Genomic DNA, 1,349 nt, shown 5'->3' on the forward strand with positions numbered 1-1,349 from the left:
AGGAGCGGCGTACAGCCGCGAAGACGCCCGCCCAAACACCCCACACCCCCCAGACACCCCACCCCCCCCAAACACCACAAACCTCCCCCCACACCCCATTTGTCACTGCCTATGTCACAATACCCTGTGACCAATAAGTCAGAACGTGCATCTCCACACTATCGTAACGCCAGGCCGCCATGGCATCAGGCCTGCAGGGCTGCTCCCATTCTGGTCGCCCATGGCGCCGCCCGACACCCTATTTGACGGCACTGCGCAACCCTGTGCGCAGTGGCCTCCAGCTACCTTTGTATTGGGAAGCCACAATGATTGGCATAAAAAGCATCGCGAGTTACGTGCCTGCCGAGGGCCTGGACAACTACGCCCAAGGTGCCAAGTTCGCCAAGGATGAAGAATTCATCATCGGCAAGATCGGCTCGGCCTTCCTGCCGCGCAAGGCTGCCGAGCAAGAGACCTCCGACCTCTGCGTCGAAGCTGCCAACGCGCTGTTCGCCAACAACCCGCAGCTGTCCCGTGAGTCCATCGATGCGGTGATCGTGGTCACCCAGAACGGTGACGAAGAAGGGCTCCCACACACCGCTGCCATCGTCCAGGACAAGCTCGGCCTGCCGACCCATGTCGCTGCCTTCGATATCAGCCTGGGGTGCTCCGGCTACGTCTACGGCATTTATGCAATGAAGGGCTTCATGGAAGCCGCCGGCCTGAAGAACGGTCTGTTGATCACCGCCGACCCGTATTCGAAGATCGTCGACCCCGAAGACCGCAACACCACCATGCTGTTCGGCGATGCTGCAACCGCCACCTGGCTGGGCGAGGACGCACCCTGGCAGCTGGGCAAGGCCAAGTTCGGCACCGACGGCTCGGGCGCCGCGCATTTGAAAGTCACCGACGGCGTGTTCTTCATGAACGGCCGCCAGGTCTTCAACTTCGCCCTGCTCAAGGTGCCGGCGCACCTGCACGAGCTGCTGGGCGAAGCAGGCCTGACCAGCGCCGATGTCGATGCGTTCTGCATTCACCAAGGCAGCGCGGCGATCGTTGACGCGGTGGCGCGGCGCTTCGAGGAAGAGCCCCAGAAGTTCATCAAGGACATGGTCGAGACCGGCAATACCGTGTCCAGCAGTATTCCGCTGTTGCTTGAAAAGCACATCCTCGATTCGTCGTGGAAGCGGGTAGCGTTGAGTGGCTTCGGTGTAGGCCTGTCCTGGGGCTCGGCGCTCATCTACCGCCCTTGATCCCCCGCTGCACCGGTCTACCACCATCCACCTGTGGAAGCGGGCTCCGCCCGCGATGACGCCAGCCCAGGCTCCCCCGCTTCATCGGCCCCCGCAACCCCCCCCTGTGGGAGCGGG

Annotated in this window: 1 protein-coding gene; it reads left to right on the top strand. The window is 62.7% G+C overall.

Going from position 1 to position 1,349, the window contains the following annotated elements; all coding sequences use genetic code 11:
- The first annotated feature begins 305 nt into the window (after positions 1-305).
- Positions 306-1,232 (top strand): ketoacyl-ACP synthase III, encoded by a 927-nt coding sequence (locus B3397_RS20340; protein WP_296253528.1) that lies wholly within the window; start codon positions 306-308, stop codon positions 1,230-1,232.
- Positions 1,233-1,349: the final 117 nt, after the last annotated feature.

This window comes from Pseudomonas sp. UBA4194, assembly GCF_002379585.1.
Taxonomy (GTDB): Bacteria; Pseudomonadota; Gammaproteobacteria; order Pseudomonadales; family Pseudomonadaceae; genus Aquipseudomonas.

What these genes read in the sequence shown, in the direction of transcription:
- B3397_RS20340 (WP_296253528.1), top strand. Translation starts at nt 306, where the DNA reads ATGATTGGCATAAAAAGCATCGCGAGTTACGTGCCTGCCGAGGGCCTG.